This window comes from Novosphingobium huizhouense (assembly GCF_020179475.1).
Taxonomy (GTDB): Bacteria; Pseudomonadota; Alphaproteobacteria; order Sphingomonadales; family Sphingomonadaceae; genus Novosphingobium; species Novosphingobium huizhouense.
The window spans coordinates 544,156-566,099 of sequence record NZ_JAILXZ010000002.1 but is presented as its reverse complement, the minus strand read 5'-3'; the positions used below and the strand labels follow the sequence as shown (position 1 = coordinate 566,099).

The following is a 21,944-nucleotide window of genomic DNA, read 5'->3' as shown; positions in this document are numbered from 1 at the left end:
GGTGGCGACAGCCTACATCGTCGATGCCGTGCGCACCCCGCGCGGCATCGGCAAGCCGGGCAAGGGCGCGCTCGCGCACCTGCATCCGCAGGATCTCGGCGCCACGGTGTTGCGTGCGCTCCGCGACCGCAACGACCTCGATACCGCGCGGGTGGACGACATCATCTGGTCGTGCAGCCAGCAACGCGGCAAGCAGGGCGGGGACCTCGGCCGGCTGTCCGCGCTCTGGGCCGGGTACGACGTCAGGGCGAGCGGCATGACGCTCGACCGTTTCTGCGGCGGCGGGATCACCTCGGTAAGCCTCGCCGCAGGCCAGATCATGGCCGGTTTCGAGGATGTCGTGATTGCCGGCGGCACCGAGATGATGAGCCATCACCAGGAGGCCGACGGCTGGGAGCAGGGCACCCCCTATGCCACGCTCGGCCGCGCGCGCGGAAACTACGCCTTGTACGACGACCATCCGATCTCGGCGGTGGGGGTCGCGGCCGACGCGATCGCCGGGATGGAAGGGATCGCGCGGGCCGACCTGGAGGCACTGGGTGTCGAAAGCCAGCGCCGCGCCAAGCGCGCGATCGATGCCGGCCTGTTCGACCGCAGCGTGGTCCCGGTGTTCGACCGCGACGGTGCATTGGCTCTCGATCACGACGAGTACCCGCGGCCGGAAACGACGGCGCAGGCGCTCGCTGCGCTGAAGCCTGCCTTCGTCGCGATGGAGCAGGTCGCAGCCGCGCCCGACGGCACCACCATGCGGCAGATGATAGAACGCAAGTATCCGGACCTGCGATGGGAGCCGGTGCACCATGTCGGCACGAGTTCGGGCGTGGTCGACGGCGCGGCGGCGCTGCTCCTCGCCAGCGAAGCCGGCCTTGCCGCGCATGGCTGGACGCCGCGTGCGCGGGTGGTCACGGCCGTCAACGAAGGCGACTGCCCGACCCTGATCCTCAACGCTCCGGTGCCCGCGGCGCGGAAGGCGCTGGCGCGCGCAGGGCTTGGCGTGGCGGACATCGACCTGTGGGAGATCAACGAGGCCTTCGCGGTCGTCACCGAAAAGGCGATCCGCGATCTCGGGCTCGATCGGGACAAGGTCAACGTCAACGGCGGCGCGATCGCGCTCGGGCATCCGATCGGCGCGACGGGCGCGATCCTCATCGGAACGGCGCTCGACGAACTCGAACGCCGCGGCGGACGCTACGCGCTCGTCACCATGTGCGCCTTCGGGGGCATGGCCCCGGCGATCATCATCGAGCGGGTCTAGCTCAGCGCGAGCGCCAGGGTAAGCAGCCCCAGACCGACCGAAAGCCTGCGCCGCAACCGCAACCAGCCGGCCGGCATGGCGAGGTTGCGCGCAAGGCGGAGATCGACCAACGGGCTCGCCAGCAGTGCGCACCCCAGGACCACGAGCGACGGCCCGGGCCAGGTCAGGCCGAAGCACCAGGGCATCATCGCGCCCAGCGCGATCAGGCTCGGCGCCACCGCGACGAGATGGTCGCTCCAGCGGGGCCGGGCCGCAAGCACTGCCTGCACCCACCAGATGCCGCCCAAAAAGGTGAAGATCAAAGCGGCATAGATGCAGCCCGCGGCGATGGCGGACCAATGCAGCGATTGGCTGTGCGAGGCCGCCAGCGCGATGATCTGGGGCAGCAGTCCCGCTGCGCCCAGCCATTGCGCCGGCTTGCCGAGCGGTGCGCTCATGCCGATGCGCGATCGACGCCGATGCCGATGCCGCTCGCCCGGCCGGGCGCGCTGCGATGGTCCCGCATGGTTTCGATCATCGCGGCGCCAAGCGCATCGCCCGAGAGCCAGGCGTTTTCGACCCTCGGTCCGATGAGCCAGTCTCCGCACGCTCCGAGTCCCAGGGCCGGGCTCCACAAGTAGCGCTTCGCGGCATTGCCGGACCGGGCGTAGCGCCAGCGGTGCGCGACCGCGTGAAGCGGCTCGGGCAGGCTGGCGCCGATCGCAAGCCCGAACTGTTCGAGCAGGAGCGGGGCGACCTCCGCCGGTTCGCGCTCGAGGAACTGCTTGCTCCAGTTCGTGTCGGCCTGGACGATCCACGCCTCGGGCCCGCTGCGGCCGGGCTTTGCATTGTTGCGCGCGGCCCAGCCGATGGCGCCGGCATTCCGGATCACCGGAGGCGCGGCGATCGGCTCGGGCAGAACGTACATGCCTGCCCAGCACGGTTGCGACGGGCAGGACGCGGCGACGCGGCCGAACGTGAAGTCGCACATGCCGAGCAGCGCAGCGGCCTGTTCCGCCGGGAGCGCGACCACCGCCTGGTCGAACGGCCCGACGGTGTCCTCCTCGAGCCGGATATGCCAGCCATCGAGCTTGCGCACCATCGCACGGACGAGGCGGCCCTGCAGCACGTCGTGCTTGCCGGCGATGTGGCGGGGAAGGGCGCTCATTCCGGGTCGGGCGACCCAGGCGTGCTCGCCGGCCTCGGGCCAGCGGCTGACGATCCCTTCGGCGGCCCAGTGCGCCACGCGGCTCAGGAAGCGGTCGTCGCGCGCGGTGAAGTACTGCGCGCCGTGGTCGAACGCCGCCTCACCGAGCGCGGTCTCGACGCGGCGCGTGGACATGCGCCCGCCCGGCGCACGCCCCTTGTCGACGAGGGTGACCTGGGCGCCGGCCGCGGCAAGCGCGTCGGCGCAGGCAAGGCCGGCCATGCCGGCCCCGACGATGACGATACGCGGTGCCACGAAGCGTTCCCGTCGAGCCGGTCAGGGTCGGCCCATGAGGCTCAGGACTTCGCGGCGGCTGCGCGGATCGTCGAGGAAGACCCCGAGCATGCGGCTGGTGACCATGTTCACGCCGTGGGTTCGCACACCGCGCCCGGTCATGCAGCCATGCTGCGCCTCGATCACGACCGCGACGCCGCGCGGGTCGAGATGATCCTGGATGCACTGCGCCACTTCCGCCGTCAGGCGCTCCTGGACCTGCAGGCGCTGCGCGAAACCGTGCAGGACGCGGGCGAGCTTCGAGATGCCGACCACGCGGTCCTTGGGCAGGTAGGCAATCGACGCCGTGCCGGTGATCGGCGCCATGTGATGTTCGCAGTGCGACTGGAACGGGATGTCGCGCAGCAGCACGACCTCGTCATACCCGCCGACCTCCTCGAAGGTGCGCGACAGGTGCAGGCCCGGATCCATCGCATAGCCGCTGCAGTACTCGCGCCATGCGCGGGCTACGCGCTTGGGCGTGTCGAGCAGCCCTTCGCGCTGGACGTCGTCGCCCGACCATTCGATCAAGGTACGCACCGCCGCGAGCACGTGCTCGGGTACCGGGATCTTGCCGTCTTCGAGGATGTCGTGCTCGTGATCGTCACCGACGGGGCAAAGGTTCCGCACCATCACGTTCATAGGTCTGGCTTTCGCTGCTGATGGGGTTGGGATGGCAGTGCGCCCGGCCCGCCGATACCTGCACAAAGGGGAACAGCCCTTGCAAACAGGGGTGCGGGGAAGACATTGGACTTATTGAACAGAAGCGTTATGAGAGCGTGGCATGCCGATAGCAGACATGATCGAAGCGGGGTCTGTCGCCGCCGTCATCAGCAACCCGCGGTTGCCGGACAACCCGATTGTTGCCTGTAACGAGGCGTTCTGTCGGCTCACGGGATACTCGCGCGAGGAAATCGTCGGACGCAATTGCCGCTTTTTGCGCGGCAGCGACACCGAGCCCGAGCTTGCCCAGCAGTTGCGCGACAATATCCACCTGCGCCAGCCGGTGATGGTCGAGATCCTCAACTACAAGAAGGACGGCACGCCGTTCCGCAATGCGGTGATGGTCGCGCCGATCTTCGACGCCGAGGGCGAGGTCGAGTATTTCCTGGGGTCGCAGGTCGAGGTGGTCGAGGACAACACGCCGCCGGTGCGACGCCAGGCCGCGCTCGACAAGATCGGCGCGCTGACCGGCCGCCAGCGCGAGATCCTGCTGATGATGGCGGGCGGCAAGCTCAACAAGCAGATCGCGTGGGAGCTGTCGCTGAGCGAGCGCACGATCAAGATGCACCGCGCCGCGATGTTCAAGGCGCTCGGCGTCCGCACCAGCGCCGACGCGATCCGCGTCGCGGTCGAAGCCGGCCTCTGACCGCTCGCTGGCGGACAAGGCCGGCAGCGCCTTCCGCCTAGAGGTCGAGCACGCCTTCCGGGACCGGATCGAGGTAGAGCCTTGCGACATCCTCGCTCCGCCGCGACAGCGTGGCACGCTGGTTGACGTAGCCCTTGTCGGTGATTTCGCCGCCGTCGATCGAAGGCGGCTCGCGCAGCACGATCGCCCGCTTGACCTTGCGCGACGAGCCGCCGGCCGTGGCGTTGTGGGCGCGCAGCTTGTCGGCGATGCGTTCGGCCACGATCGCCAGCGCATCGGCGCCGGGCACTTCGGCCGCGACATCGGCCAGCGCTGCGGCAGAGGGCCAGGCGAGAATGCCGATATGCGGCTTGTCCTGCCCTGCCACCACGATATCCTGGACATAGGGCGCACAGGCCGCGATCAGGTCCGGCCGCAAGGTGCCGACCGACACCCACGTGCCGCTGTCGAGCTTGAAGTCCTCGGTGATCCGGCCATCGAAGACCAGCCCCTGCGAAGGGTCCTCGGGGTCGACGAAACGTGCCGCATCGCCCAGCTTGTAATACCCTTCCTCGTCGAACGCCTCGGCGCTCCTCACGGGATCGTTGTGATAGCCGCTGGTCACGGTCGGGCCCTTGACGCGCACTTCCATCTTGTCGCCGCTCGGCACGAGCTTGAGCGTGGTGCCGGGCAGCGGCAGCCCGATCAGGCCGACCCGCTCGGTCGCCCAGTGCACCACGGTGATCCCCTGCGTTTCGGTGGCGCCGTACATCGTCGTCATCGGAATGCGGTGGCCGGTTTCGGCAATCGCCAGCGCCTGCATCCGTTCGTTGACGTCGCTCGACAGCGTCGCGCCGCCGTAGCCCATGTAGATCAGGTTCCTGAAGAACGACTTGCGCAGCTTTTCGTCCTTCTCCATCGCTTCGGCGAGCATGGCGAAGGCGATCGGCGCGGAACCGAAGACCAGCGGGGAGACCTCGTAGAGGTTCTTGATCGTCGTCTCGAACATGCCCGGTATCGGCTTGCCCTCGTCGAGATAGAGCGTTCCGCCGGCGTGGAGGTTGCCGTTGAAGGCGATGTTCCCGGCCGAGATATGGCTCCACGGCATCCACTCGAGCGATTGCGGCGGTTCACGCTCCTCGCCGTCGTCGACGCGCAGCCCTTCGGAGGCGGCGACGACGTGGGTCATCATGCCGTGCGTCTGCGGCACGCACTTGGGCATGCCGGTCGATCCCGAGGTGAACAGGTACTTGCCGACGCTCGCATGCGCGACCTTGTCGAGCGCTTCGCCGACGGCCGCGGTCGGCTCAGTGGCGGCGAGATCGGCGAACGCCAGGGTGTCGTTGCCGCCATCGACTGTCACGACCACGAGTCCGGGATCGAGCTGGCGCAAGGTGTCGATGGCCCTGGCGTACTGGGTCGAATCCTGGGCGAAGACGATCCGGGCCTTCAGCGTCGCGAAGGCGTGCTTCAGCTTGGCGTGATCGCTCGACAGGAGGCTGTGCGCGGGGCTGATCGGCGAGACCGGAACCCCGGCGGTGTAGCCGCCGAGCATCAGCAGCGCGTGCTCGACCGAGTTCGCCGACAGGATCAGCACGCAGTCGTCCGCGCCAAGGCCCCGGTCGAGCAGCCCCTGGGCGATGCCGTCGACCAGGCGCTTGGCTTCGCCGTAGGTGACGCCGCGCCAGGGTCCGTGCCCGGGCTCGCGCTGCATCAGGAAGCCGCGGTCGGGATGTTCGGCGGCGCGCGCCGCGAACATGTGGCCGATCGAGCGGGCCGGCTCGGCCAGCGCATGGTTCGAGCGGATCAGGATCGAGCCGTCCGCGCGGCGCTCGACGTGGACGTCGGGACCCTTCTGCGGCAACGGCTTGAACGGAACGCTCAGGATGTTGCGGGTTGCCTCCAGCGTCGCTGTCACCGATCCTCTCCTCGATTGCTTGCGGCTGTTCACCGTTGTCCGCTTTGCTCGTGTATCAGCTGATAAAAGTCAATTGCTTGATCGATTAACAAGTTTGCGTCACGCTCTTCCTTCATCGGGAGAGACAACCATGGAAGATCTCGTCTTGCGGCAGGACCACGACGGCTGGACGCTGCTCACCCTCAATCGGCCGGACAAGCTCAACGCCTTGACGGTCGAGGTTTTTCGCGCCTTGCGCGGCCACGTCGAAGCGCTTCGCGACGACGACGGCGTGCGGTGCGTGGTCCTGCGCGGTGCGGGCAAGTGCTTCTCGGCGGGGCACGACCTCGGCGACATCGCGGCGGGGGAAGCCGTGCCCTCGCGCGGGTGGCACAGCGAAACCTTGCGCATGCTCGAACGCTTGCCGCAGCCGGTGATCGCCGCGGTGCACGGCCACTGCTACACCGGCGCGCTCGAAGTGGCGCTGGCCTGCGATTTCATCGTCGCGGCGGACACCGCGCGCTTTGGCGACACCCATGCCAAGTGGGCGCTCACCCCGATATGGGGAATGAGCCAGCGTCTGCCGCGTCGTGTCGGCGTGGCGACCGCCAAGCGGCTGATGTTTACCGCCGACATGATCGACGCCGCGCAGGCCGAGCGCATCGGCCTTGCCGAATACGTCGTCCCGCTCGCATCCTTCGATGCCGAGATCGCCTCGCTCGCGGCACGCATCGCGGCGCAGTCCGGCTTCTCCCATCGCGCCAACAAGCGGCTGCTGGCCGCCACCGACGGGCTCCCGCTCGATGCCGGCCTGCAATGGGAAGTGCTCGAGAACGAGGGGCACGGCCCGGACTTTGCCGAGCGCGTCGCCGCCTTCACCGCGCGCAAGGGCTGACCGTCCCTGCCGCGGCGTTCAGTGCGCGGCCGACATGTCCGCCTTGCCCTGCGGTTTCGGCGCCAGCCAGATCAGCATCGCCGCGAACAGGAAGATGCCCGCGCTGCCGAGGAAGATGCGGTCGGTGGCGAGCGTCACCGCCTCGACCTCGACCAGCCGGTCGAGCGCGAGGCGGCCCGCTTGGCCGGGAAGGGCCGAAAGCACCCGGTCGGGATGGATCACGTTGACCAGCTCGGCGCGCTCGATCCGCGTCTGCGTCTCCCACACGGTCTGCACGATCGAGGTCGCGAACGCGCCGGACAGCGTGCGCAGGAAGTTCTGGATGCCGGCTGCCGAGGCGGTCTGCTCGGGCCGCACCGAACCGAGCGCGAGCAGGGTGGTGCCGATGAAGAAGAACGGCATCCCGAACCCTTGGAGGAACTGCGGCAGGGCCAGCGTGAAGAAGTCGATCTGGGTCACCCACCCGGTGCGCAGCAGCGAGACGAGGCCCAGCCAGAGAACCCCGCAACTCACCAGCAGGCGCGTGTCCACCCGGTTGCTGAGGCCCGCCGCGACCGGCGACATCAGCACCGCCAGAACGCCGATGAACGCCGTGGCATAGCCCGACCAGGTCGCGGTATAGCCGAGGTTGGTCTGCAGGAAGAGCGGGATCAGCACGACCGAGGAAAAGAACCCCGCGTAGGTCGTGCTCTGCGCCACGACGCCCACCGTGAACCCGCGCTGGCGAAACACCGACAAGTCGATGATCGGGTTCTTTTCGGTCAGCTCCCAGATCAGGAACGCGACGAAGACGACCGCGGCAATGATCGCGAGCGCGACGATGAAGCTGCTCGCGAACCAGTCGACCTCGCGTCCCTTGTCGAGCATGATCTGCAACGCGCCGACCCAGATCACCAGCAGGACAAGCCCGACATAGTCGACCGGCTTGCGCTCGGCCGGCGTCTCGTAGCGGCGCAGGAGTTGCCACGAGAGACCTGCGCAGACCGCAACGACCGGCAGGTTGATGAAGAAGATCCAGTGCCACGACCAGCTGTCCGAGATCGTGCCGCCCAGGATCGGTCCCGCGATCGGCGCGACGACGGTCGTCATGCTCCACAGGCCCAGCGCCATCGGCGCCCGCTCGGGCGGAAAGATCCGCAGCATCAGCGTCTGCGACATCGGCATGATCGGCGCGCCGCTGAAGCCCTGGAAAACCCGGAACAGGATCAGCGCCTCGAGGCTTCGCGACAGGCCGCAGAGCAGCGAGAACAGCCCGAACCCGAGGACCGACAGCATGAACACCCGCACCGCGCCGAAGCGCGCGGCGAGCCAGCCGGAGAGCGGCACGCAGATCGCCTCGGCCACCGAGTAGGACGTGATCGCCCATGTCCCCTGCGTCGGCGCGACGGCCAGGCTGCCCGAGATGTGCGGCACCGAGACGTTGGCGATGGTGATGTCGAGCACCACCATGAAGTTGGCGAACGCGAGGGCGAAGCCGCCGAGCGCGAGCCGTGCGCCTTTCAGGGGTTGCGCGCCCGTCGCGAGGTTCATCACCGGCCCTTCGTGTCGATCGTCGCGGTCATCGAAAGCCCCACGCGCAGCGGATGGGCCTTGAGCTGCTGCGGATCGAGCGCGATGCGCACGGGCACGCGCTGCACCACCTTGATCCAGTTTCCGGTGGCGTTCTGCGCCGGGATCACCGCCAGCGAAGATCCGGTGCCGCCCGACAGGCCGACCACCCGGCCGGTGAACACCACGTCGTCGCCGTAGAGGTCCGAGACGAGTTCGGCGGTCTGCCCGGGACGGACGGTGCGCAGCTGTCCTTCCTTGAAGTTCGCATCGACGTAGGCCTGGCCGACGGGCACGATGGTCATCAGCGTCGCACCGGCGGCGACGCGCTGCCCGACCTGGACCGCGCGGCTCGTCACCACCCCGTCGACCGGGGCGCGGACCACGGTGCGCGCAAGGTCGAGCCGCGCCTTGTCGAGCCGCGCCTTCGCCGCCAGGACCTCGGGGTTGGTCGCTTCGGTCGTGCCTTCGATCAGCGCGGCGTTGGCGCCTTCCTGTCCCTGGGCCGACCCGCGCGCCGCTTGCGCCTGGGCAAGGCCTGCGCGGGCGGCGGCAAGCGCGCCGTTCGCCGAGGCGAAGGCGTTGCGGGCGCTGCTCAGCTCCTCGCCCGAGACCGCGCCGTCCTTGGCCAGCGACTCCCGGCGCGTGAGGTCGATCCTCGCCCGCTCGAGGTCGGCCGCAGCGATCGAGACTTGCGCCTGCATCTTCTGGATGTCGGCCGAACGCTCGCTGACCTGGTTGCCCAGCGCGCGCGCCGTCGCGAAGGTCTGGCGCACGCGGCGCAGCGCCTGCGCATAGTCCGCTTCGGCCTGCGCCAGCGCGATGCGGGCGTCGCTGTCGTCGATCACGACGAGGATGTCGCCCTTGCGCACGCTCTGGGTGTCGGACACGGCGACGGCCTTCACCGTTCCGCCGACCTGGGGCGTGACTTGCGCCGTCTCCGCCCCGACGTAGGCATTGTCGGTCTCGACATAGCGCCCGCCGGTCAGCCAGCGGTAGCCGAGGAACAGCGCCGCCAGCAGCGCAAGGACGGCGCCGAAGACGATGAACGCGCGCTTGCGGCGGCTCGTCGCGGCTTCGTCGCGAAGGGTTTCCGCCTCGCTGTGGAGCGTTTGGGATTCGATATCAGCCATAAAGACCTCGGCAGGACATGGTTCAGGCAGGAGTGAAGCCGCCGCCAAGCGCGCGGATCAGCTCGACGTTGATGGAAAAGGCGCGCGCCTCGATCGCGACGAGTTGCCGGCGGCTGGCCAGCAGCGCGTCTTCGGCGGTGAGGACCGAGAGATAGGTCGCAAGCCCGCCTTCGTAGCGCCTGCGCGCCAGGGCATGCGCGTCGGCGGCAGCGGCCACCGCCTCGCGCGCGGCGGCGAGTTGCGCGCTGATCGCGCGCTGCGAGGCGCTGGCGTCCGCCACTTCGCGCACGGCGCGGATCAGCGTGTCGTCGTACTGCGCCACGGCTTCGTCATAGTCGGCGCGCGCCACGCGGTAGTTGCCCGACAGGCGTCCGCCCTGGAAGATCGGCAGGCTCAGCGATGCACCGGCCTGGCCGATGTCCGATCCCGCCGCGGTCAGGTTGCCGAGGCCGAGCGACTGGACCCCGATGAAGGCGAGCAGGTTCACGTTGGGATAGAAAGCCGCGCGCGCCACGTCGATCCTGGCGCCAGCGGCGGCGACGCGGGCCTTGGCGACGGCAATGTCCGACCGGCGCGCGACGAGTTCGAGCGGCAGGTTGGCGGGCAGGGCCACCGCGCGCGGAACCGCCGTCGGCGGCGTGATCGCGGCGCCGCGCTCGGGACCTTGGCCGAGCAGCGCGGCGAGCGCGTTGCGGGTGAGCTGGAGCGACTCTTCCGCGGCGGCGAGGTCCGCCCGGGCGCTCGCGGTCGAAGCCTCGGCCTGGCGCATCTCGGCGCGCGTGTCGAGGCCGTTGGCGACCCGCTGGCGCACCAGTTCGGCGGTGTCCTGGCGAAGCTTCAGCGCCTCGCCCGCGAGATCGCGCTGCGCGGCCGCGCGCCCGAGGTCGGACCACGCCGAGGCGACCGAGGTGGCGAGGGCGAGACGGGCGGCCTGCGCCTCGATCGTCGCCGCCAGCGCATCTTCGCGCGCCGCCCGCAGCGCGGCGCGGTTCTTGCCGAAGAAGTCGATTTCGTACGACAGATCGAGGCTGAGACGGCCAGTCTGCTGCCACCCTTGCGGCACGAACTGGGCGGGAATGCCGTTGTTGTAGCTCTGCTTGGCAAAGCCCGCGTCCGCCGAAGCAGCCGCCGTCGGCAGCAGCGCCGCACCGGCGGCCTGCGCGTATCCCGCGGCCCGCCGCATCCGCGCATCCGCGATGGCGAGCGAGGGCGAACCGCGCAGCGCTTCCTCGACCAGCGACGCCAGCTGCGGATCGGCGAAGTCGGTCCACCAGTCCGCGCGCGGGAACGAGGCGTCCGCGGCGGCACCGGCGTCGAGTCCGCGCGTCACGGCCTCGGCGGCAAGCGGGGCCGGCCTGGGCCCGAGCTGGGGCACGCTCGCGCAACCGCCGAGCGAGGCCAGCAGCGCGGCGAGCGCAAGAGCGGCAGGGAGGGGTTTCGAAGGGGCTGGGTTCGGATCGGACATGGAGACTCGTCACAACTGTACAGATCGGTCACTAACCCGCCACTGCCGTCTTGCACTTCCGCTGTCAAGCGCTATCTGTACACTATGGTCACTAACTGCAGATTGGGGCGCACGTCACCCGACGAGCGCCGCGAACACATCATCGACGTCGCCTCGCAGGTGTTCCAGTCCGAGGGCTACGGCGCCGCGTCGATGGCCACCATCGCAGCGCGCCTCGGCGGCTCGAAGGCGACGCTGTACAAGTACTTTCCGTCGAAGGAGGCGCTGTTCGCCGCGATGCTCGCGCACAAGTGCGAGCGCGTGATCGCGCCCTTGCGGGTGATCGGCATCGAGGCCAACGACTTCGAGAGCTATCTTGCGGCGTTCGCGCGCGGGTTCCTGTCGTCGCTGCTGCAGATCGATGCGCTCAAGGTCTTCCAGATGATCCAGGCCGATGGCGGCCGCTTCCCCGAGATCTCCCGGCAGTTCATGGCCACCGGGCCCGAGGCCGGCTACCGCGAGCTGGCCAAGGGCATCGAGAAGTTCGTCGCCCGCGGCGACATCGTCTGCGACGATCCGCGGCTGGCCGCCGAGCAGTTCTTGGGCGCGGTCCGGGCCGATATCCATCTTCGCGCCACCATCGGCATCGGCGCCCCGCCCGACGAAGCGGAGATCGCCCGGCAGAGCGCCCACGCCGCGCGGATCTTCGCCAAGGGACTCGCCGCCGCGCACTCCTGACGCCCCGAACGGCTCGATCAGAACAGCTCGATCCTGACGCCCTCGCTCGCGTCGGGGCGCGCCTCGTCGAGCACCGCGCTGTGGACGCTGCGCTGGCTGTCCATCACGTAGCTGCTGCGCTGGTCCTGCACCACGTCGAGCAGCGAGCGCTCGGCCGGCGCTCCGCTGCTCGCGCGCGAAACCACGTCCTCGAGCTCGCGCAGGGCATGGAAGACCTGTTCCAGCCGCTGCCGCATCACGTCCTGGAACTGCAGGTTGCCGAGGATGTCCGACAGCGTCGCGACGATCTGCTGGTGCCCGCCGTCGAGGGTCTGGATCATGCGGTCGAGCGCGGCGCCGCTGTCGACGATGCTCTCCTGGGCCGCGCGCAGTTCCTCGACGATCCCGTCGAGGCGCGCGGGGCCGGTGCTGTGGTCGGGCATCGCCGCCGCGATCTGGAGATGCATGCGCTCGGCAAAGGCGTTGATCGTCTGGCCGACATCGCGCGCGCCCTCGGCCGTCTGCCGCGCGAGCGAGCGCATCTCCGCCGCGATCAGCCCGAAGGCGCTGCCGGCGGCGCCCCGGTGCTGGGCTTCGACGGCGGCATTGACCGAGAGAAAGAACGCCTTGTCGGCGATGGTGGTGATCACGTCGACCGCCGAGCGCAGGCTCTGGAATTCGTCGGCGAGCGCTTCCAGCCCGGCGAAGTTGGTCTGGATCTGGCGGTCGCGGTCGGCAAGCATCGCGGCGAGGCGGGCGACGATCGCGCTCGGCACCTGGGCGGCGCGGCGAATGGTGTCCGCGCCGCTGACCGAGGCGCGGATCCGGTCGCGCTGATCCTGCGAGGCGCGGTCGATCGCGCGGACCTTGTCGACCACCTGCACGACCCCGTGTTCGACGTCCTGCTGGATTCCTTCGATCTGCCCGCACAGCGTGTCGACGAAGGGGCGCACCGCCTGCATGTCCGCGAGCACGGGAGGCGGGATGGCGAACGGGTCGGCGAGAAACGCGAGCGAGACCGGCGGAGGCGGAGCAGAGAGGGGCGGAGCGAGGAGGGACGTATCGGAGAGGGACCGATCGCAGAGCGACGCAGCGGTCTGCATGGCGTCGGCCGCGTGGTTTCGCGGGCGCAGGCAAAGCGCGGCAAGCGCGCCGCCGGCAGCCGCCCACCCGAGCGCGACCATGCCGCCGAGCGCGCCGGCCACGGCGAGCAGGATCGCCGCCGCGACGACCCTCGGCCACGCGGACCAGAGTGGGTGGGCCACGGCTGGCTGCGGCTCAGGCGGGAAGCACCTGGCGGATCACGCCCAGCAGGTCCGGTCCGGAGATCGGCTTCACCAGCCATCCGGTCGCGCCGAGCCGCCGGCTCTCCTCGCGCTTGGTGCGCTCGCTCTCGGTGGTCAGCGTCAGGATCGGGGTGAAGCGGCAGCCGGGCAGGCCGCGCGCGTTGCGGATGAAGTCGAGCCCGCCCATGTTGGGCATGTTGATGTCGGTGATGATCAGGTCCGGCTTGAGACCGCCCGACAATGCGCTCAACGCGCGCGCGCCGTCCGCGGCGGTCTCCACGCGAAATCCGTTCATTTCGAGCGTCGCCCTTACGCTCATGATCATCGTCGGAGAGTCGTCGACGATCAGGATGGTCTTGCTCATGGTCACGGTCCTTCCTCATGCCGGGCAGGTGTGCACGCGGTCCCTTCGGGCCCATCCCGCTGTCGACGACGACTTGTCCAACCTTGCGCCTGTTCGGGATCGGCGTTCCCGTCCGGCGCCGGGCGCAGCCACGATCTGTGGCGAAGGGCCTGATGCGCCCCGAACCTCCAAGCAACTGTTGCGCAGCGCGCTTTACATCCGGGGGGACTGGCGCCCGCGAGACTACGTAGGCGGGACAGGATCGGGCGGATCGGGTTGGACAAACGGAGGACCGGGTTAACACTCGATAAGGCATCGCAGGGCGATCGTCCCGGCATGACCGACCCGTCCACCGCTTCCGCCCTGCTCACGCTCGGCGACGTCACCCGATCGACCGGGATGGCGGCCGACCTGTTGCGGGCATGGGAACGGCGCTACGGATTTCCGCAACCCTTGCGCGACGGGCGCGGCAGCCGGGTCTACCCGCAGGCGCAGGTGGAGCGGCTGATCCTGCTGCGCCGCCTCGTCGATCATGGGGCGAGGCCCTCGCGGATCGTCGGGCTGCCGCTGGCGCAGCTCGAACTGCGCGCCGCCGCCTTGCCGGGCGGTCGCGGCGCCGGCGCGGCGTGGATCGGCTATTCGGAGATCGTCGAGCGTTCGGTCGCGCTGCTCGCGCACGACCGGCTCGAAGCGCTCGACACCGAATTGCGGCGCGACATGGCGCTCAAGGGCAGCCGCCGCTTCCTTGTCGAAACCGCCGCGCCCCTTACCGCGGCGGTCGGTACGGCCTGGGAAACCGGCAGGATCGCCGTCCACCAGGAACACGCCTTCGCGCAGGTCATGCTCGAGGTCCTGGCCCTGGCCCGCGCGTCGAGCCCGCGCGGATCGGGCCCGAGGTTCCTCCTGACGACGCCGCCCGGCGAAGCCCACGGCATCGGCCTCGCCATGGCCGAAACCATGATCGCCATCGAAGGAGGGCGCTGCATTCCGGTCGGGCTTCAGACCCCGCCCGACGAGATCGTCGCGGCCGCCTCGGCCCACGCCGTCGATGTGGTCGGCCTCTCGTTCTCGACGTTCTTTTCCCCGCGCGGCGCGCTCGCGTTCGTCGATGACCTGCGCGATCGGCTGGATGCGCGGATCGCGCTGTGGGTCGGGGGTTCGTGCGCCTCGCTCGCCCGGATCGCCGCGCCGGGGCTGCGGCGCTTCGCGGACCTCGACTCGATCGGGCCCGCCATCGCCGAACTGCAGGCGCGCGCACCGGCCTGAGCCGTCCCGTCAGAACAGCTCGATCTTGGGCGCAGTGGCCGCGGCCTCGCCGCGGTGGGCGGCGCGCTGCTGCTCCATGACGTAGTTTTCGAGGATCGAGGCGAGGCAGGTCGCGATCGAGCTGTCGGGCGGCGCGTCGTCGTGGATGATGGCGTTGGACAGCGAAACGAAGTGATCCGAGATCATCGACAGCGCGCGGCTGACCTGCTCGAGCTGCTGGCGCGCAACGTCCTGGAACTGGATCGACCCGCACAACGTGTTCAACGGATGGCGCATTTCCTCGCCGCGCTGCTGCACCTGGCCGATCAGCTCGGCCTGGAACTTGTTGAGCAAGGCCATGTGCGTGGACAGCTTCTCGAAGCTGTCCTGCAGGTCCCTGGCCTTGGCGTCGTCCGAACTCTTCTGGCTCGAGACCTTGCTCAGCAGGTCTTCGCCCACCAGCCGGTCCATTTCCGTCAGCTCGGTGTTGAGGTTGTGCGCCAGCGAACCGGTCTGCGTCGCCAGCGCCCGGATCTCCTCGGCAATCACGTCCAGCCCGGTATTGTTGCCGAGCCCGGCGATGCGGATGCGGGCGTTGATCGCGAGCAGATCGGTATAGCGGCGGATGTCCTCGATCTCGTCGAGGTGCGAGCGCATGCGCTTCGACAAGGTGCGGACCGTCGACAGGCTATCGCGGATTTCCGCCTGGGTCTCGCTGTGGTTGCGGATCAGGTCGGCGATCACCGAGCGCCCGGTGGCGACGCTCAGCTGCAGCGTGTCGCTGGCATCGAGCAGGGCGTCGGATTGCATCGTGTCGCTGACGTGCCGGACCAGCGAGGTGACGCTGCCCTCGATGTCCAGCGCTTGCCCGAGGATGTCCTCCGCCGCGCTCTGCGTCTCGGTGCAGACGTTGGCGAGGTGGTGCTGCATGATCTCGACGAAGCCGGCGTAACTCTTCATCTCCTCGACCAGCGCCATCGTCTGGGGATGGATCCGGTGGAAGCGGTTTTCGCTCGAGGCGATCGGGATCACGTTGCTGACCGGGGGGCGCGCTTCGGCGACGGGATCGGGGGGCGGCTCGGGGGCGCGCTCGGCAGCCGCGTCGGCAGCCGGCGCGAGCTCGTCCACCTGCAGTTCGACCTCGGCGTCCTGCGGCCGGGCGAAGCGACGGAACAAGCGGCGGAGAAGCGGGGGCATCGTCAGGATCCGGGGACCATCTGCTTGACCACAGCGAGCAGGTCGCCGGGCTGCACCGGCTTGACGATCCACCCCGTCGCGCCGGCGCTGCGCGCCTCCTGGCGCTTGTCGAGCGAGGATTCGGTGGTCAGCATGATGATCGGGGTAAAGCGCGTCTGCGGCAGCTGCCGAAGATTGCGGATCAGGTCGATGCCGTTCATCGCCTGCATGTTGAGATCGGTGATCACCAGGTTCGGCCGGCCGCCGCCCTGCAGCTTCTGCAGCGCGTTTTCCCCGCTGTCGGCCTTGAGCACGCCATAGCCGGCCCGCGCAAGGATCGACTCCATGCTCATCAGGATCGTGGGGGAGTCATCGACAATCATCACCGTTTTCATGACGGATCGGCCTTGCTGGTACGGCGGGGAGACTTGGCGCGCCCGGCAGCGCCGGAGCCTGGCGTGGATTTGGCCCCGCGGGTGCGGCGGGTGCGGGCAGGGCGGGCGTCGGCCGGCGCGGCTGCGTCGGGCAGGTCCGGCTCCGCGGCGGCGGGGCCGGCGGCGCCGTCCTCGCTTGCGGTCGCGATCGGCGGGAGCACCCGCGACAGCCAGCGCGACAGCGTCGGGTCGACGGGGCCTGCCGCGAGTGGGGGGCGGAGCGCCATGACTGTCTGGAGGATCGAGGCGTGCAACCCCTCGCACCCCGACAGGTCGATCCGCCGCGACCGGTCGGCGAGCAGCCATTCGGTCAGCTCGCCCGCTTCTTCCACCGCGCACTGGCCGGAAAAGCGCGCCAGCGATCCCTCGAAGCTGATCCCCATCACAAGATCTCCTTGAGGTTGAGCACCAGCAGCACGCGTCCGTCGCCGAGCACGGCCGTCCCGGAAAAGCCGCTGAGGTTCGACAGGATGCCCGAGAACGGCTTGAGGATGATGTCCATGCCGGTGCCGAAGTCGTCGATGACCATGCCGACCGTGGCATTGCCCACCCGCAGGATCAGCACCGATTCGAGCGCCGGGCGATGCGCCTCCATGCCCAGCATGTCGCGAAGCCGGGCGATCGGGATCACCTGGTCGCGCAGCACCACCGCCTCGGACGCCTTGAGCCGCCGGATCGACTGCGGGCTGATCCGCACGGTCTCGACGACGAGGTCCATCGGCACGCCGTAAAGCTGGCCCGCCATCTCGACCGTCAGGACCCGCGTCACCGCCATCGACAGCGGCAGCTTGAGCCTGACCGTGGTGCCTTCGCCCGAGCGGCTTTCGAGCACGACATTGCCGCCGAAGCGCTCGACCACGGCCCGCACGGCATCCATCCCGACGCCGCGGCCGGACAAGTCGGACACCGCGTCGGCGGTCGAAAATCCGGGCAGGAACACGAGCTGCACCGCCTGGGCATCGCTCAGCTGGGCGACCCGCTCGGCATCGAGCAGGCCCCGCTCCACCGCCTTTGCCCGGACCTTGCCGGGATCGATCCCGCGCCCGTCGTCGATCACCTCGATGACCACGCAGTCCCCGTCCTGGAAGGCGCGCAGCTTCAGCGTGGCAAGGTCGTCCTTGCCGGCAAGCGCGCGTTCGCCGGCCTTCTCGATCCCGTGGTCGAGGCTGTTGCGCAGCACATGCGTCAACGGCTCGGCCAGCGCCTCGATGATGTTCTTGTCGGCCTCGGTGGTCTCGCCCTCGATCACCAGGCGGACCTTCTTGTCCTGCTTGCGCGCGATGTCGCGGACCAGCCGCGGGAACCGCTTGAACAGGTCGGACACCGGCATCATCCGGATGTCCATCACCGCGTTCTGCAACTGCCGCGAGATCCGGTCGATGACCGCGTACTTGTCCTTGATCTCCCGCGACAGCTCGCGGCTGCCGAAGCGCAGTTCGGCATCGCGCGCGAGGAAGGGCAGGGCGTTCTTGGCCACCACCAGCTCGCCGACCAGGTTCATCAGGATGTCGACCTTGCCCTGCTCGACGCGCAGGGTGCGCTCGCCGGCGGCGTCGTGGCGGTCGAGCGCGATCCCGCTCGCCGCGCCCGCGGCCTGGTCCTGCGCCTGCGCCTGCGCCGGCACGCTGTCCCGGCGCGCGAGCAGCCGGTCGATCACCGGGGCCAGCGTCTCCGCGCCCGCGCAATCCGCGCCGAGCGGCCAGTCGATCCCGCACGAGCGGCACAGGTTGCGCACGGTGGTCTCGATGTCCTCCACCTGGCTGGCGCGGCCTGGCAGCGACAGCGCGCGCCGCTGGGCCTCGAGCAGCTCGATCGCGATCGGATCGAGCGGATGTTCCTCCTCCGCCACAGCCGCAGCCGCAGCATCGCCCGACGCCGCGTCCGCGCCCGACACCGCGCCCGACACCGCGCCCGACAGGGCGTCCGCTTTGGCCCGGACCAGCGAGATGCAATCGGGAACATAGCGGAAGTGGTGCTCGACCGCTTCGCGCGGCGCCCGCGCGGCGAGCCGGAAGCGAAGATTGCAGGCGAACGGATCGAAGGCCACCGGCTCGGGCCAGGCGGTCTGCGTGCCGATGTCGAGCCAGGCGAGTCCGGGCGTCGCGAGGACCAGGCGCAGCGGATCGTCGCCGGCGAAGAAGCAGCCTTCGTCGGGCGCGTATTCGACCAGCACCACCGCCTCGCCGGCGGCCGCCGCCGCAAGCTCGGCCGCCGCCTCGCCCGCCCATCCGGGCAGGCGCACGCGGTCGGGCGATGCTGCCGCCGCGGCTGTACCGGCGGCGGCCCCTTCGCCGAGGCGCGCGCGGTAGAGCGCGGCGAAGCTGCGCGCCTCCTCCATCGCCTCGGCCGGAAGCTGGCCGTCGCTGCGGAACAGCTCGTTCCAGCGGCCTACGCGGTCGAGCCCCGCCAGCAGCTGGTCCGCCAGTTCGCCGTCGAGCGCCAGCCGGCCGTCGCGCATCGCGCCGAGCAGGTCTTCGCCGGCATGGACGAGGTGGATCATCGCCGGCAGGTCGAACAGGCCCGCCGCCCCCTTGATCGAATGGACGCACCGGAACAGGGCGTTGACCGCCTCGGCATCGTCGGGATTGCGCTCGAGCGACAGCAGCGCGCCGTTCGCCTCCTCGAGCAGCGCGCGGGTCTCCTCGACGAAGCTTGCCGCAAGTTCCGCGGTCTCGGCGGCGCGCGCCGCCTCTTCGGCCGGTGTCAGCGGCGGGTTCGATCTCATCGGCATGGCACACCAGTCATCAGGTTCACCGTCGCAAGGAACCGGGTCGGGTCGATCGGCTTGGTCAGGTAGAAGTTCGCGCCCGACTGGAACGCGCGCGCGATGTCCTCGCGGCCCTGCTCGGTGCTCATCATCACCGCCGGGACCGAGCGCAGGTCGCCGTGCCGGCGCACTTCGGCAAGGAAGGCGTAGCCGTCCATCTTCTGCATGTTGATGTCGACCACGAACAGGTCGAAGCGCTGGTTCAACGCCTGTTCGAGCCCCTCGAGGCCGTTGATCGCCTCGCTCACCGCGAAGCCCGCGCGCTTGAGCAGCTGCGAACAGTACAGCCTGACCGTCAGCGTGTCGTCCACGATCAGGACGCGCGCCTTGGGAGTGTCCTCGGAAGCCGGAGCGGGCGTGTCCGCCGGGTCGCGGTCAGTGGCGGTGATGGTCATGCGAGCGGCCTCTGGTGGACAAGCGCTTCGGGAAACTTGCGGGGCAGGAAGATCGGCGAGATGCGGCTCATGCTTTCCGAATGACCGAGCGCCACGAAGCCACCGGGGTTGAGCGCGTCGAAGAAGTTCTCGGCGGTCTGTCGCCGCGACAGGTCGTCGAAATAGATCAGCAGGTTGCGGCAGAAGATCACGTCGATCCCGCGCATCCGCGCCATCTGCACCGGGTCGCTGACGTTGACGATGCCGAAGTCGATCGAATCGCGCAGGTCCTGCACGACCTGCCAGCTCTCGCTGTCGATCTTGCGGAAATAGGTGTCGCGCACCCGTTGCGGCACGCGATGGAGCGCGCGCGCCTGGTAGATCCCGTTGCGCGCGCGGCCGAGCGCGCGCGTGTCGATGTCCGAGGCGATGATCTCGATGTCGTACTGGCTGGCTCTCGGCCAGTTCTCCAGGATCGAGATCGCGATCGAATAGGGCTCCTCGCCGGTGGAGCAGGGCACCGACCAGATCCTGATCCGCTCGCGCCGCGGGTCCTTGCGGTCGGCGATCTCGTCGAGCATCCGCTTGGTCAGGCAGGCGAACTGGTAGTCCTCGCGGAAGAAGTAGGTCTCGTTGACCGTCATCTCGTTGATCAGCGCCTGCATCTCGGCGCCGCCCGGCTGGAACTTCACCAGCGAGAGATATTCGCGGAAACTGCGGCATTCGTTCGCCGCCATGCGCTCTTCGAGCCGCCGGTCGATGAAATATCGGCGGCTGGCATCCATGCTGATGCCGGTCTTCTTGTAGAAGAAGTCGCAGAAGACCGTCACGTCCTCCGCGGAAATGCGCGCCGAGCCGATATCGGGAGCAGGGGAACTGGCCACGTATCAGGCCTCGCGCAGCCGCTGCACCGCCGTTTCGACGGCGAAGGCAAGGAACGGCTCGTCGGGGAAGCGCCGGCCGATGGCCTCGAGCGCCGGAACGGCTTCGGGCCGGTCAGTCCCGCCCAGGGCCTCGGCAAGGTTGGAGCAGACGTTGGCGTCCTGCTCGTGTTCGGCGAGCCGGAGCAGCCAGGTGCTCGCCGCATCGTCCTGCAACTCGCTCGCCAGCAGCACCGCGAAGATGCGCACGTCGGGGTCCTCGTCCCGACCGAGCGGCTCGAGCAGCGCTCCGGCATGCGCCGGCATCGCCGACAGCGTTTCCAGCGCGCCGTTGCGCAGCGCGGCGTCGGCGTCCGACAGCAGCACCGAGACGCCCCGCGCGGCGCGCTCGGAATTGAGCGAGGCGAGCGCGATGAACGCGGCCTGGCGCACCAGGTTGTCGCCCTCGCTGCGCAGCAGCTCGACCAGCGGCGCCACGCTGTCGGGATCGCCCGTCAGCGCCTGCACCGCCCGCCGCCGCTGCATCGGTTGGGGGTGATCGAGCCGCGGCGCCTCGCTGGCGGAATGATCGGCCGGCAGGGCCGAGCCCGACCGTGCTTTCATTAGGCCCATGTCATCTTCCCCGTGTTGGAGCGCATCTGTCGCATCCGGGCAAAGGCCACGCGTTCCAGCCGCGCGGCGATCTGCGAGCCGTGCAGCACCTCGCTCGCCCCGCCGCGCTCGACCAGCGCGCGCGGCATGCCGTAGACGACGCAGCTGTCCTCGCTCTCGGCGATCGTATGGCCGCCCAGACGGCGCAGTTCGGCGAGTTCCGCCGCGCCGTCGTCGCCCATCCCGGTCAGCAGCACGCCGATCAGCGAATCCGGCGTCAGCGTCCGCAGCGCGCTCGCGACCATGCGGCTCACGCTGGGGTGCCAGGTGAAATCGCGCGAAGGCGGCGTGGTCGTCGCCATCAGCCGCCCGCCGCGTTCGACCACGAGCATGTCGGCATCGCCGCGCGCGACATAGATCGTGCCCGCTTCGAGCTCGGTCTGGCGGCGCAACTCCTCCACCCGCAAGGCGCAGCAGCTGTTGAGCCGGTCGGCGAAATGCCGCGTCACCGTGCCCGGCATGTGCTGGCACACCAGCACCGGCATCGGGTAGTCGGCGCTCAACGCGCCCAGCACGTCCTCGAGCACCGCGGGCCCGCCGGTCGATGCGCCGATCAGGGTCAGCGCCTCGTTGCCCGGGCCATAGGTGCCGATGTTCCGCCCGCGCGCCGGGGTGGGGTTGCGCAGGATCGTCTCGCGCTTGGCGACGAGCCGCTGGCGCAAGCCGTCGCTGCGCCGCACGCGCGCGCCGACCGCGGCCTTGACCTTGCCGATGATCAGCTCTTCCTGGTCGCGCAACGCGGTCGAGACGGTCCCGCCGGGCTTGTGGACGAAGTCGACCGCCCCCAGCGCGATCGCCTCCAGCGTCGCCAGCGCGCCTTCCTCGGTCAACGAGGAGATCATCACGACCGGCGCGGGACATTCCGCCATCAGGCGGCTGAGGCAGGTCAGCCCGTCCATTTCCGGCATGTTGATGTCCAGCGTCACCACGTCGGGGCGATCCTCGCGCGCGCGGTCGAGCGCTTCGGCGCCCGTGCGCGCGGTGGTCACCTCGAAGCCGCCGCGCGTCAGAATGTCGCTGATCTGGCGGCGCATCAGTGCGGAATCGTCAACAACTAGTGCTTTCATCGCCTCGGTCTCGCGTCTGGTCCT

General features: G+C 69.5%; 22 protein-coding genes. 5 read left to right on the top strand and 17 right to left on the bottom strand.

Annotation, left to right across the window (positions count from 1 at the left end):
* The first annotated feature begins 1 nt into the window (after window position 1).
* On the top strand, window positions 2-1,255 hold the full coding sequence (locus K3A85_RS11055; protein ID WP_225206562.1) for an acetyl-CoA C-acetyltransferase: 1,254 nt from the start codon (window positions 2-4) through the stop codon (window positions 1,253-1,255).
* Here K3A85_RS11055 and K3A85_RS11050 read toward each other — a convergent pair.
* The 3 genes from K3A85_RS11050 to folE are packed head-to-tail and all read right to left on the bottom strand — an operon-like array spanning window position 1,252 to window position 3,347.
* Window positions 1,252-1,692, bottom strand: a complete 441-nt coding sequence (locus K3A85_RS11050) for a DUF3429 domain-containing protein (protein ID WP_225206561.1) — start codon at window positions 1,690-1,692, stop codon at window positions 1,252-1,254. The two genes, K3A85_RS11055 and K3A85_RS11050, sit on opposite strands and share 4 nt — an antisense overlap.
* Window positions 1,689-2,696 (bottom strand): NAD(P)/FAD-dependent oxidoreductase, encoded by a 1,008-nt coding sequence (locus K3A85_RS11045; protein WP_225206560.1) that lies wholly within the window; start codon window positions 2,694-2,696, stop codon window positions 1,689-1,691. Before K3A85_RS11045 ends, K3A85_RS11050 begins: the two co-directional genes overlap by 4 nt.
* A 21-nt stretch (window positions 2,697-2,717) precedes the next feature.
* Complete coding sequence (folE, locus tag K3A85_RS11040) at window positions 2,718-3,347, bottom strand: GTP cyclohydrolase I FolE (RefSeq protein WP_404822927.1); 630 nt, start codon at window positions 3,345-3,347, stop codon at window positions 2,718-2,720.
* A gap of 151 nt (window positions 3,348-3,498) precedes the next feature.
* On the opposite strand from folE, the gene K3A85_RS11035 reads away from it, so the two are divergent.
* A complete protein-coding gene (locus tag K3A85_RS11035; RefSeq protein WP_225206558.1) occupies window positions 3,499-4,083 on the top strand; it encodes a helix-turn-helix domain-containing protein in 585 nt (194 codons plus the stop codon).
* A gap of 37 nt (window positions 4,084-4,120) precedes the next feature.
* On the opposite strand, the gene K3A85_RS11030 is transcribed toward K3A85_RS11035, so the two are convergent.
* Window positions 4,121-5,980: an AMP-binding protein gene (locus K3A85_RS11030; protein ID WP_225206557.1), complete on the bottom strand. Its 1,860-nt coding sequence runs from the start codon at window positions 5,978-5,980 to the stop codon at window positions 4,121-4,123.
* A 130-nt stretch (window positions 5,981-6,110) separates the two neighbouring features.
* Between K3A85_RS11030 and K3A85_RS11025 the strand changes: the two genes are divergently transcribed.
* A complete protein-coding gene (locus tag K3A85_RS11025; protein WP_225206556.1) occupies window positions 6,111-6,854 on the top strand; it encodes an enoyl-CoA hydratase/isomerase family protein in 744 nt (247 codons plus the stop codon).
* Window positions 6,855-6,872: 18 nt separating this feature from the next.
* Here K3A85_RS11025 and K3A85_RS11020 read toward each other — a convergent pair whose 3' ends face one another.
* From K3A85_RS11020 to K3A85_RS11010, 3 genes are read right to left on the bottom strand one after another with little or no spacing between them, the layout of a single operon-like run.
* Entirely contained in the window at window positions 6,873-8,384 is a 1,512-nt protein-coding gene (locus K3A85_RS11020; protein ID WP_225206555.1) for a DHA2 family efflux MFS transporter permease subunit, read from the bottom strand.
* The gene (locus K3A85_RS11015; RefSeq protein WP_225206554.1) at window positions 8,384-9,535 is read right to left on the bottom strand and encodes an HlyD family secretion protein; all 1,152 of its coding nucleotides are present in this window, start codon (window positions 9,533-9,535) and stop codon (window positions 8,384-8,386) included. Before K3A85_RS11015 ends, K3A85_RS11020 begins: the two co-directional genes overlap by 1 nt.
* Window positions 9,536-9,557: 22 nt before the next feature.
* Window positions 9,558-11,000: an efflux transporter outer membrane subunit gene (locus K3A85_RS11010; RefSeq protein ID WP_225206553.1), complete on the bottom strand. Its 1,443-nt coding sequence runs from the start codon at window positions 10,998-11,000 to the stop codon at window positions 9,558-9,560.
* A gap of 102 nt (window positions 11,001-11,102) precedes the next feature.
* On the opposite strand from K3A85_RS11010, the gene K3A85_RS11005 reads away from it, so the two are divergent.
* On the top strand, window positions 11,103-11,717 hold the full coding sequence (locus K3A85_RS11005) for a TetR/AcrR family transcriptional regulator (RefSeq protein ID WP_225206552.1): 615 nt from the start codon (window positions 11,103-11,105) through the stop codon (window positions 11,715-11,717).
* 17 nt (window positions 11,718-11,734) lie between these two features.
* Here K3A85_RS11005 and K3A85_RS18135 read toward each other — a convergent pair whose 3' ends face one another.
* Together K3A85_RS18135 and K3A85_RS10995 are read right to left on the bottom strand one after the other, a co-directional pair.
* Window positions 11,735-12,961, bottom strand: coding sequence for a methyl-accepting chemotaxis protein (locus K3A85_RS18135; protein WP_225206551.1), 1,227 nt, complete (start codon window positions 12,959-12,961; stop codon window positions 11,735-11,737).
* A gap of 13 nt (window positions 12,962-12,974) precedes the next feature.
* The gene (locus K3A85_RS10995) at window positions 12,975-13,346 is read right to left on the bottom strand and encodes a response regulator (RefSeq protein WP_225206550.1); all 372 of its coding nucleotides are present in this window, start codon (window positions 13,344-13,346) and stop codon (window positions 12,975-12,977) included.
* A gap of 315 nt (window positions 13,347-13,661) precedes the next feature.
* On the opposite strand from K3A85_RS10995, the gene K3A85_RS10990 reads away from it, so the two are divergent.
* Window positions 13,662-14,591, top strand: a complete 930-nt coding sequence (locus tag K3A85_RS10990; RefSeq protein ID WP_225206549.1) for a MerR family transcriptional regulator — start codon at window positions 13,662-13,664, stop codon at window positions 14,589-14,591.
* A 9-nt stretch (window positions 14,592-14,600) separates the two neighbouring features.
* On the opposite strand, the gene K3A85_RS10985 is transcribed toward K3A85_RS10990, so the two are convergent.
* From K3A85_RS10985 to cheB, 8 genes are read right to left on the bottom strand one after another with little or no spacing between them, the layout of a single operon-like run.
* The gene (locus K3A85_RS10985; protein ID WP_225206548.1) at window positions 14,601-15,767 is read right to left on the bottom strand and encodes a methyl-accepting chemotaxis protein; all 1,167 of its coding nucleotides are present in this window, start codon (window positions 15,765-15,767) and stop codon (window positions 14,601-14,603) included.
* A 2-nt stretch (window positions 15,768-15,769) separates the two neighbouring features.
* Entirely contained in the window at window positions 15,770-16,141 is a 372-nt protein-coding gene (locus tag K3A85_RS10980) for a response regulator (RefSeq protein ID WP_225206547.1), read from the bottom strand.
* Window positions 16,138-16,563: a hypothetical protein gene (locus K3A85_RS10975; RefSeq protein WP_225206546.1), complete on the bottom strand. Its 426-nt coding sequence runs from the start codon at window positions 16,561-16,563 to the stop codon at window positions 16,138-16,140. The genes K3A85_RS10980 and K3A85_RS10975 overlap by 4 nt, the downstream gene beginning before the upstream one ends.
* Entirely contained in the window at window positions 16,563-18,905 is a 2,343-nt protein-coding gene (locus tag K3A85_RS10970) for a chemotaxis protein CheA (protein WP_225206545.1), read from the bottom strand. Before K3A85_RS10970 ends, K3A85_RS10975 begins: the two co-directional genes overlap by 1 nt.
* Window positions 18,902-19,342 carry a response regulator gene (locus K3A85_RS10965; protein WP_225206544.1) on the bottom strand — a complete coding sequence of 147 codons (441 nt, stop codon included), beginning with the start codon at window positions 19,340-19,342 and terminating at the stop codon, window positions 18,902-18,904. Before K3A85_RS10965 ends, K3A85_RS10970 begins: the two co-directional genes overlap by 4 nt.
* A complete protein-coding gene (locus tag K3A85_RS10960) occupies window positions 19,339-20,205 on the bottom strand; it encodes a CheR family methyltransferase (RefSeq protein WP_225206543.1) in 867 nt (288 codons plus the stop codon). Before K3A85_RS10960 ends, K3A85_RS10965 begins: the two co-directional genes overlap by 4 nt.
* Window positions 20,206-20,208: 3 nt before the next feature.
* Window positions 20,209-20,805, bottom strand: coding sequence for a HEAT repeat domain-containing protein (locus K3A85_RS10955; RefSeq protein ID WP_225206542.1), 597 nt, complete (start codon window positions 20,803-20,805; stop codon window positions 20,209-20,211).
* Window positions 20,805-21,920, bottom strand: coding sequence for a chemotaxis-specific protein-glutamate methyltransferase CheB (gene cheB, locus K3A85_RS10950; protein ID WP_225206541.1), 1,116 nt, complete (start codon window positions 21,918-21,920; stop codon window positions 20,805-20,807). The genes K3A85_RS10955 and cheB overlap by 1 nt, the downstream gene beginning before the upstream one ends.
* Between the last annotated feature and the right edge of the window lie 24 nt (window positions 21,921-21,944).

Coding starts and splice junctions, on each gene's coding strand:
- K3A85_RS11050 (WP_225206561.1), bottom strand. CDS start 1,692: ATGAGCGCACCGCTCGGCAAGCCGGCGCAATGGCTGGGCGCAGCGGGA.
- folE (WP_404822927.1), bottom strand. CDS start 3,347: ATGGTGCGGAACCTTTGCCCCGTCGGTGACGATCACGAGCACGACATC.
- K3A85_RS11035 (WP_225206558.1), top strand. CDS start 3,499: ATGCCGATAGCAGACATGATCGAAGCGGGGTCTGTCGCCGCCGTCATC.
- K3A85_RS11025 (WP_225206556.1), top strand. CDS start 6,111: ATGGAAGATCTCGTCTTGCGGCAGGACCACGACGGCTGGACGCTGCTC.
- K3A85_RS11020 (WP_225206555.1), bottom strand. CDS start 8,384: ATGAACCTCGCGACGGGCGCGCAACCCCTGAAAGGCGCACGGCTCGCG.
- K3A85_RS11015 (WP_225206554.1), bottom strand. CDS start 9,535: ATGGCTGATATCGAATCCCAAACGCTCCACAGCGAGGCGGAAACCCTT.
- K3A85_RS11010 (WP_225206553.1), bottom strand. CDS start 11,000: ATGTCCGATCCGAACCCAGCCCCTTCGAAACCCCTCCCTGCCGCTCTT.
- K3A85_RS10995 (WP_225206550.1), bottom strand. CDS start 13,346: ATGAGCAAGACCATCCTGATCGTCGACGACTCTCCGACGATGATCATG.
- K3A85_RS10990 (WP_225206549.1), top strand. CDS start 13,662: ATGACCGACCCGTCCACCGCTTCCGCCCTGCTCACGCTCGGCGACGTC.
- K3A85_RS10985 (WP_225206548.1), bottom strand. CDS start 15,767: ATGCCCCCGCTTCTCCGCCGCTTGTTCCGTCGCTTCGCCCGGCCGCAG.
- K3A85_RS10980 (WP_225206547.1), bottom strand. CDS start 16,141: ATGAAAACGGTGATGATTGTCGATGACTCCCCCACGATCCTGATGAGC.
- K3A85_RS10975 (WP_225206546.1), bottom strand. CDS start 16,563: ATGGGGATCAGCTTCGAGGGATCGCTGGCGCGCTTTTCCGGCCAGTGC.
- K3A85_RS10970 (WP_225206545.1), bottom strand. CDS start 18,905: ATGAGATCGAACCCGCCGCTGACACCGGCCGAAGAGGCGGCGCGCGCC.
- K3A85_RS10965 (WP_225206544.1), bottom strand. CDS start 19,342: ATGACCATCACCGCCACTGACCGCGACCCGGCGGACACGCCCGCTCCG.
- K3A85_RS10955 (WP_225206542.1), bottom strand. CDS start 20,805: ATGAAAGCACGGTCGGGCTCGGCCCTGCCGGCCGATCATTCCGCCAGC.
- cheB (WP_225206541.1), bottom strand. CDS start 21,920: ATGAAAGCACTAGTTGTTGACGATTCCGCACTGATGCGCCGCCAGATC.